This window comes from Bradyrhizobium sp. (assembly GCF_049798375.1).
Lineage (GTDB): Bacteria > Pseudomonadota > Alphaproteobacteria > Rhizobiales > Xanthobacteraceae > Bradyrhizobium.
Genome location: NZ_JBARGP010000525.1, coordinates 1 through 8710, shown reverse-complemented (window position 1 = coordinate 8710; position 8710 = coordinate 1). Strand labels below are relative to the sequence as shown.

Sequence of the window (8710 nt, the reverse complement as noted above, 5' to 3'; positions counted from 1 at the left end):
ATCGCCTCTTGATCCTCGCCGTGGTCGCAGCGGTGCTGCTCGCCATCTGGCTGCTGCTGCAGAAGACCTCGTTCGGTCGCGTGGTGCGCGCCGGCATCCAGCGCCCCGACATGGTGGCGGCGCTCGGCATCCGCCTGCAGCCCTACATGACCGCGATCGTCATGCTCGGCGTCGGCATGGCCGCGCTCGGCGGCGCCTTCTTCGCGCCGATCACCATCGTGCATCCGGCGATGGGCGCCGAGATCATCACGGTCGCCTTCGTCGTGGTCGTGATCGGCGGGCTCGGCAGCTTCTGGGGCGTCGTGCTGGCCGCCCTCCTGGTCGGCGTCGTCAGGGGCATCACCATCCATTTCGTGCCCGCGGCCGGCGAGGCCTCGATCTACATCCTGATGTTCGCGGTGCTGCTGGTACGCCCGCGCGGGCTGCTCGGCGAGCGGATCGAGAAGTTCGAATGACGACGTCATCAGCCCATAAATATCGTCCGCTGCTGCTGGCTGTCATCGCGCTAGTGCTGCTGCCGTTCCTGGTGAGCGGACTTGGACTGTCACTCAACACCGGCATCATGGTGGTGGGGCTCGCGATCGCAGTGCTCGGGCTCAACCTCTGCGTCGGCTACACCGGCCTGGTCTCGTTCGGTCATTCGACCTGGTTCGGCATCGGCGCCTATGCGGCCGGGCTGATTCAACTGCATTTGTTTCCCGGTGAGATCTGGCTGCCGCTGCTGGCATCCATGGTCGTGGTGGCCGCGGCGTCTGCGTTCGTCGGCGTCGTGATCCTGCGCCGGCGCGGTGTCTATTTCTCGCTGCTGACGCTCGCGCTCGCAGCTCTCACCTACACGACCTGCTTTCGCTGGAGCGAAGTCACCGGCGGCGAGGACGGGCTCGGCGGCCTGAAGCGCGGCAGCGTGCTGGGCATCAGCCTCGATCCCACGCTCAACTACTACGTCGTCACAGCACTGATGGGGCTTGCGGTGCTGTTCATCCTGCTGCGCATCACCCGCTCGCCATTCGGTCATGTGCTGGTCGCGATCCGCGAAAATCCGCTGCGCGCCACCTTTCAGGGCTATCCAATCGAGCGTTATAGGCTTGCGGTCTTCGTCATCTCCGCCGTCGTCACCGGCCTGGCCGGTGGCCTGATCGCATTCCAGAACTATCTGGTCTCGGCCGAGGCCGTCTCGGTTCCGTTCGCCGGCGAGTTGTTGGCCATGGTCGTGATCGGCGGCATGCGCAGCCTGCTGGGGCCGGCGCTTGGCGCGTTGTTCTTCATCCTGTTCCGCGAGCTGTTCTCGATCTGGACGGCGAACTGGCTGCTCTGGTTCGGCATCGTCTTTGTCGGCTTCGTGCTGTACTCGCCGGACGGCCTGGTCGGCATCTGGGCCAAGCTGATGCGCCGCTTGCGTCCTCTTCCGGACGAGGCAGCCGCGATGAGCCGGCGCAAGGTTTATGACGGCCTGCCGCTGCCGGCCTTCCTGCGGCCGAAGGCACTGCAGGGCAGCGTGCTCGAGGTAACCGACATCTCACGCAAGTTCGGCGGCATCCGCGCGGTGGCTAAAGCGAGCCTCACCGTCGGTGCGGGCCAGATCCACGCGCTGATCGGGCCTAATGGCGCCGGCAAGACCACGTTGTTCAATCTCGTTTCCGGCCTCTACGTGCCCGACACCGGCACCATCCGCCTCGACGGCCGCGAGATCCAGGGCGTGCGATCCAACGTGATCTGCCATCACGGGCTGGCTCGCTCGTTCCAGATCACCAATTTGTTTCGCGGCCTGCCGATCTACGAGAATCTGCGGCTGTCATTGCAGGCGCGCCGGTCGATGCGCTTCAACTTCTGGCGCGACATTGACAGCTATGCCGAGATCCACGCCGAAACTGCCGAGCTGGTCAAATTCCTTGGCCTCGAAGGCATCGAGGGCATCAACGGCGGCGATCTCTCTTACGGCGGCCAGCGCCTGGTCGATCTCGGCATCGCGCTCGGCTCGAAGCCGCAGGTGCTGCTGCTCGACGAGCCGCTCGCGGGCCTTGCCGCTGCCGAGCGCGAGCGCGTCTCCAACCTGGTCAAGAACGTCGCCTCCAACATTCCAGTGCTGATCGTCGAGCACGACATCGATCGCATCCTGAGCTTCTCCGATGTCGTCACGGTCATGAACCAGGGTGAGGTACTAATGAGCGGCTGCCCGGCTGCCGTTCGCGCCGATCTCAGGGTGCAGGAGATCTACACCGGCAAAGGCGTGCCCGAGGTCGAGCACCAGCGCAACGACGCGGCGAACGAAGCGGCGGAGACCATCCTGCGCTTCGAGCACGTCAATACCTTTTACGGCAAGAGCCATATCCTCAACGACGCCACGCTCGACGTCCGCGCGGGCGAGATCGTCGCCCTGCTAGGCCGCAATGGCGCGGGCAAGTCGACATTGCTCAAGACGCTCGCCGGACTGGTCCCGGCAAAATCCGGCACCATCACCTTCGAGGGCCGCGACATCACGCGGCTTGCAGCGCCCGATATCGCCCGTGCCGGCATCGGCTACGTGCCGCAGGGCCGCGGCCTGTTCGCCGGCATGAGCGTGCGGGAGAATCTCGCGCTCGGGCGCCTCGCTCGCAAGACCGACGGCAGCGCCGGCGTGGTCTGGGGCGAGGCGCAGATCCTGTCTTATTTCCCGCGCCTGACGGAGCGGCTCGACGTCGCCGCTGATTATCTCTCCGGCGGCGAGCAGCAGATGGTCGCAGTCGCCCGCGCCATGTCGGGTAACGTCAAGCTGCTGCTGCTCGACGAGCCGTTCGAGGGGCTCGCGCCGGCGGTCACCCTCGAGCTGTTCAAGGTGTTCGACGCGCTCCGCCAGCACATCTCGATCGTCATCGTCGAGCACAATCTCGACCTCGTGCTGGCACTCGCCGACCGCGTGTTCGCGCTGGAGCGCGGCGCCGTGTTCCATCAGGGGCCCGCGGCCCCGCTGCTGTCAGACCTCGCCTATCGCAAGAGCATCCTCTGGCTGTAACAGATGCGGATGCGTGCGCCGTCATGCATCAGACAACCAATCCCGCGACTTGATCGCGATCCGATTTTGAGGAAAAGGATAAGCCATGTTGCGACGTGAGCTATTGGCAGCGATGGGAGGACTGGGAGCGGCGGCGGCGCTGGGCGCCGGGCCATTGGCTGCGCGCGCCGAAGAGGCCGCCATTCCGACCATTCCCGGACCTGATCCGAACACCAGGACGCCGGTGTTCAAGGCGCCGGCCGGCAGCGTCGACACCCACACCCATATCTTCGGGCCGGCCGCCCAATATCCCTTCGCGGCCAAGCGGCCCTACTCGCCGCCGGACGCCGGCCTGGAACTGTTCCGCGCGCTGCACCACAAGATCGGGGTCGAGCGCGCCGTCATCGTCAATGCCACCGTGCATGGCACCGACAACCGCGTCGTGACCGATGCGATTGCCCAGAGTAACGGCAACTACAAGGGCATCGCCAACATCAACGCCGGGATGTCCGATGCCGAGCTTGCCGCACTGGGCAAGGCCGGCATCCGCGGTTGCCGCTTCGCCTTCCTGCGGCGACTCGGCGGCGTCGGCGACATCAAGGTGTTCCGTACCCTGGTCGACCGCGTCGCTGCGATCGGCTGGCACGTCGATGTCTATCTCGAGCGTGGCACCATCCAGGAATTCGTGCCCATTCTGAAAGCATTGCCGGTCACCTACGTGATCGACCACATGGGCACCATCAGTGCGGCCAAAAGCATCGACGATGCCGAGTTCAAGGCGCTGCTGGATCTGCACGCCAATGACGAGAAGTGCTGGATCAAGATCACCGGCCCCGAGCGCGCCTCCGCCTCCGGACCGCCGTTCCATGACGCCGTGCCGTTCGCCAAGCGCCTGATCGACAATGCGCCGGATCGCGTCATCTGGGGCACCGACTGGCCGCACCCGAACGTCAAGTTCATGCCGAACGACGGCGATCTCGTCGACCTGATCCCGCTTTATGCACGCGACGAGAGTGTCCGGCACAAGCTGCTGGTCGGCAATCCCGAGCGGCTGTTCAAATTCGATAGCAAGAGCTGAGCCGCTCGCGGCCCGAACCTATAGGACTCATGATGACAGCTTCGACAGTCACCGCCGCGACGCGCCGAGATAGCAGCCGCGCCTGGTGGAAGGAGCTGTGGGTGCAGGTGCTGATCGCGATGGCCGCCGGCATCGCGCTCGGTGCGCTCAATCCCGAGCTCGGCGCCAAGATGCAGCCGCTGGGCGACGCCTTCATCAAGGCGATCCGCATGCTGATCGCGCCGATCATCTTCTGCACGGTCGTGAGCGGCATCGCGCATATGGCCGACATGGCCAAGGTCGGACGGGTCGCGATCAAGGCGCTGCTTTATTTCGAGGTGATCACGACCTTCGCGCTGATCATCGCTCTTGTGGCCGTCAACATCTGGCGACCCGGCGTGGGCATGAACATCGATCCGGCCACACTCAACGCGAGCCTGGTCGAGCCCTACGTCAAGCAGACTGCAGCGGTCGGCCTAGTGCCGTTCCTAATGAACATCATTCCGCAGACCTTTGTCGGCGCGTTCGCGGAAGGCAACATCCTGCAGGTGCTGTTCATCGCGGTGTTGTGCGGCTTCGCGCTGATCTGGCTTGGCGAGCGCGCCAAACCGGTCACCGATGTCGTCGATGCCGGCGGCAAGATGATCTTCGGCATCGTCAACATCGTAATGTGGGCGGCGCCGCTCGGCGCCTTCGGCGCCATCGCCTTCACCGTCGGCAAGTTCGGCATCGCCTCATTGTCGTCGCTCGGGCAATTGATCGGCGGCTTCTACGTCGTCTGCATCATCTTCATCGTCATCGTGCTCGGGCCGATCGCAGCGCTCTCCGGCTTCAGCCTTTGGAAGCTGATCCGCTACATCAAGGACGAGATCCTGGTCTGCATCGCCACCACGTCGTCGGAGACGGTGCTGCCGCGCATCATCGCCAAGATGGAAGCGGCCGGCTGCGAGCAGAGCATCGTCGGGCTGGTGATCCCCACCGGCTATTCCTTCAATCTCGACGGCACCTGCCTCTACCTCGTGACCGCCGCGGTGTTCCTGGCGCAGGCCACCAACACCCATCTCGATATCGAACATCAGATCGGCCTCATCATCATTCTGCTGGTGACATCGAAGGGCGCGGCCGGCATCGCCGGCGCAGCCTTCGTGGTGCTGGCCGCGACGCTCGCCGCTACCGGCACCATCCCGGTCGCCAGCGTCGCACTGGTGCTCGGCATCCATCGCCTGATGTCACAAGGCCTGACGCCCACCAATCTGATCGGCAATGCGGTCGCGACCATCGTGATCGCGCGCTGGGAAAACGCACTCGACACGGCCCGGCTCAAGCAGGTGCTGGAGGCCGGCGAAGCCGTCGATACCGCGGCTTGATCGCGTCTGAATCTCTGGGAGACCTCGTCATGACATGCTTCTCGCGCCGCTCCATGCCCGCGATCGGCTTTGCATTCGTGGTCCTGCTGGCCGGCGCGCTCGCGCCGGCGCAAGCCACTGATGCCGATATCGCGCACATCCTCGCGCCCACGGGCAAGCTGCGCGCCGCGCTCTATCCGGGCACGCCGACCTCGATCCTGCCCGATCCGAACGCCAATCTCGCGGCGTCGGCTATGAGGTCGGCAAGGCATTGGCCGAGAAGCTGCACGTTCCTTACGAGCCGGTGGTCTACGCGAAGAATGCCGAGGTGCTGGAAGCGGTGAAAACCGGCGCGGCCGACGTCGCCTTTACCAACGCCTCGCCGGCGCGCGCCAAGCTGATGGACTTCGCGCCGGTCTATCTGCGCATCGAGCTCGGCTATCTCTTAGCCGAAGGCTCTCCGGTGAAGGACGTCGGCGAGATCGACGTTTCGGGACGCAAGGTCGGCGTCACCACCGGCAGCTCGTCGGATGCGGAACTCAGCCACGATCTGAAGAACGCCACGGTGGTGCGCATCGCCACCATCAAGGACGCGATCGGCCAGCTTACGGCGCATCAGATCGACGCGTTCGCAACCAACAAGGCAACGTTGTTCGAAATGGCCGAGAAGGTGCCCGGCTCGCACGTGCTGCAGGGCCGCTGGGGCGAGGAGCACCATGCCATCGCGATCCCAAAAGGCCGCGAGGCAGCCGGCGATTTCCTGCGCGGCTTCACCGAGGAGATCGGCGAGTCCGGTCTGGTGCTTGATGCCGCGAAACGCGCCGACCTCAAGGGCGTGATAACGCCCTGAGGTCTCGGCGAAGAGACGTTCGGCCCGACCGCCCTACCGGTCTGATGTCAATAGACCCCTAAGTTTCATAGCCTTACCCCGGAGCTGCGGTGTCCCTCGCGGCTCGTTTGCTTGACAAACGAAATAATGAAACGATATATCGTTTGTATGCAACGGAGATCATATAAATGAGACATCATCACTGGGATTTCGGTCATGGCGGCCGGCATGGGCATAACGACCACTGCTGGGAGCATCGCGGCCAGCTTGACGGCCGCGAACGAGGCGGATGGGGCGGCGATAGTCATCGCGGCCGGCGTGAGGACAACGACGAACGCGGCTGGGACCGCGGTGGCCACCATGGCCGCGGGCACGGCCTCGATGACGATGGCGATGCCAGGCTCGGCAAACGCGAGCACGGATTCGGCCGTCATCGCGGGGGACACGGCTCATTCGAGCGCGGCGGTTGGCGCGGCGGCCGCGAAGACTTCGGCCGTGGTGGCGGCGGACGCTTTTTCGGACCGGGCGACCTGCGCGCGCTGCTGCTGTGGCTGATCGGCGAGAAGCCGCGCCACGGCTACGAGCTGATCAAGGCGGTCGAGCAGCTGGTCGGCGGCGCCTATTCACCGAGCCCGGGCTCGGTCTACCCGATCCTCAGCCTGCTCGAGGACATGGGCCAGATCGAAGCGGCCGCCTCCGAAGGCGGCAAGAAGCTGTTCGCCATCACCGAGGCCGGGCGGAAGGCACTCAAGGACGACGCAGCCGCGATCGAGGGCATGCTGAGCCGCATGCGCATCATGGCGCGCACCATGGGCGGCATGCGTCCCCCGGAACAGGTGATGCAGTCGATGCAGACGCTGCGGACCGCACTCGCTTTGCACCAGCACGGCTGGAGCGAGGACGAGGCCAAGCGCGTCAGCGACATCCTCAACCGCGCCATCGCCGAGATCCAGGGCGAGGACGACGGCAGCGCGTCGGTGTGAGAGAAGTGTTGATCGGGGAGAGTAGGCGATGTGAGAGAAGTACAGGCGATCGCGCAGTCGGCGGCCTGCTCCCTCTCCCCGTTCTTTACGGGCAGAGGGTTGGGGTGAGGGGCAGACGCTTGCTCGGTGTTTGTTGTTAGACCTGTCCCCCCTCACCCGGATGTCATCTTCTATGCCATCCGACCTCTCCCCGCATCCGCCGTCGCTCTTCGAGCTATGGCGGACAAGAGCGGGACGAGGTTGCATCGAGCGTGCCGCGCGCTATGTGCCTCAGCACGCGCGCCCTCAGTTCGATCAATCCCCCAACAGCGTCCGCGCCGTCTCCAGGCCGCTCGACAGCGCGGCCTCGACCGTTCCCATGTCGCGGCCCTGATAGAGCGCCTCGCCTGATAGCAGGATCGCGCTGCCGTCCGAGGCCGAGAGCTCCGCCTGCACCCGGCGCGTCGCAAGCGTTGCATAGGAATAGGCGCCGCGCGCGAACGGGTCCTTGCCCCAGTCGATGGCGCGCGCCGCGACCAGCTCCGTCTTCAATTGCGGCTTTGAAAGCCCGAAAACCTGAGCAAGCGAAGCAAGGCCAGCCTCGATCAGCTGAGCTTCATCGAGATCGGCCAAGCTGCCGGTCGGAGGACCGCCGAGCCAGCCGGTCAGGACCGCATGCTCGGTCGGGCGCTGCGTCCACCACACCGGCACCGCGGCGTCCGAGATCACGAACATCAGGTCCGAGAGATTCTTGTCTTTGATGCTGGTCCACCAGTGGCTCCTGAAACGCAGCAGCAGCTTGATGACATTGCCGAAGCCGAGTTGGGTCGCCGCCGCCACCTTGTCGCGCATCCCTGGCGCCAGCGCGATCTCCTGCAGCAACGGCACCGGCACGGTCAGGATCGCGGCATCAGCACTGTAGCTACTGCCGTCGGCACAACGAACCCACACGCCGCCGTCGGTCGTGTCGATGGCACTGACCGCGGCCCGCAGATGAAGATCGCTGCCTTGCTTGCGACACTCCGCGACCAGAAAGTCGATCATGGGACCATAGCCACCGACAACCCGCCCCTGGGCACTGCGCTCGCTATGCATCCACTCGTCGCGCAGCGCCAACACGCTGGCGCGGTCAGGATCGGCCGCGTCATAGCCCATCACCATCCGGACGACGGACTGCCGCAGCGGCGCGAACTCCTCCCCGGCAAAGTAGCGATCGAGAAACGTCGTGACCGACATGTCCGATGCCAGTTCGGACAACACTCGATCCAGCGCGTCGCTGTTTCGCTCAGGCGTCTCATCGCGGCTGAACGCGCCATTGCGTACGGTCCACCTCGCCCCTTCCAACGGCAGCAGCGACAAGCCCGCATCGCCCAGCAGGCGCCGCGTCACGGGCGCCTCGCCATGCACGAACTCGGCGCCCCCCTCGGCGCGGTAGCCGAATTCCGCCGCGGGCAACGGATCGATCCGGCCGCCGCAGCGGTCGCGCGCTTCCAGGATCGTCACGCTCTTGCCGGCGCGACCGAGCTCGCGCGCTGCCATCAGGCCTGC

The 8710-nt window shown here is 65.3% G+C and carries 8 protein-coding genes; 7 read left to right on the top strand and 1 reads right to left on the bottom strand.

Features of this window, described 5'->3' with window-relative positions; genetic code table 11:
* The 7 genes from WA702_RS21290 to WA702_RS21260 all read left to right on the top strand — a co-directional run.
* Nucleotides 1-455 (top strand): branched-chain amino acid ABC transporter permease (locus WA702_RS21290; RefSeq protein ID WP_425112524.1); only part of this gene is annotated, 455 nt, incomplete at its 5' end.
* A complete protein-coding gene (locus WA702_RS21285; RefSeq protein WP_425112523.1) occupies nt 452-2989 on the top strand; it encodes an ATP-binding cassette domain-containing protein in 2538 nt (845 codons plus the stop codon). The genes WA702_RS21290 and WA702_RS21285, both read left to right, overlap by 4 nt.
* A gap of 85 nt (nt 2990-3074) precedes the next feature.
* Entirely contained in the window at nt 3075-4046 is a 972-nt protein-coding gene (locus WA702_RS21280; protein ID WP_425112522.1) for an amidohydrolase family protein, read from the top strand.
* Between the two features lie 32 nt (nt 4047-4078).
* A complete protein-coding gene (dctA, locus tag WA702_RS21275) occupies nt 4079-5392 on the top strand; it encodes a C4-dicarboxylate transporter DctA (RefSeq protein WP_425112521.1) in 1314 nt (437 codons plus the stop codon).
* Nucleotides 5393-5421: 29 nt separating this feature from the next.
* Nucleotides 5422-5715 (top strand): hypothetical protein, encoded by a 294-nt coding sequence (locus tag WA702_RS21270; protein ID WP_425112520.1) that lies wholly within the window; start codon nt 5422-5424, stop codon nt 5713-5715.
* Nucleotides 5643-6221: an ABC transporter substrate-binding protein gene (locus WA702_RS21265; protein WP_425112519.1), complete on the top strand. Its 579-nt coding sequence runs from the start codon at nt 5643-5645 to the stop codon at nt 6219-6221. The genes WA702_RS21270 and WA702_RS21265 overlap by 73 nt, the downstream gene beginning before the upstream one ends.
* 167 nt (nt 6222-6388) lie before the next feature.
* Nucleotides 6389-7183 carry a PadR family transcriptional regulator gene (locus tag WA702_RS21260; RefSeq protein ID WP_425112518.1) on the top strand — a complete coding sequence of 265 codons (795 nt, stop codon included), beginning with the start codon at nt 6389-6391 and terminating at the stop codon, nt 7181-7183.
* Between the two features lie 294 nt (nt 7184-7477).
* Here the strand turns inward: WA702_RS21260 and WA702_RS21255 are convergent.
* Nucleotides 7478-8710, bottom strand: a 1233-nt coding sequence (locus WA702_RS21255; protein ID WP_425112517.1) for a flavin monoamine oxidase family protein, incomplete at its 5' end; no start/stop codon positions are given.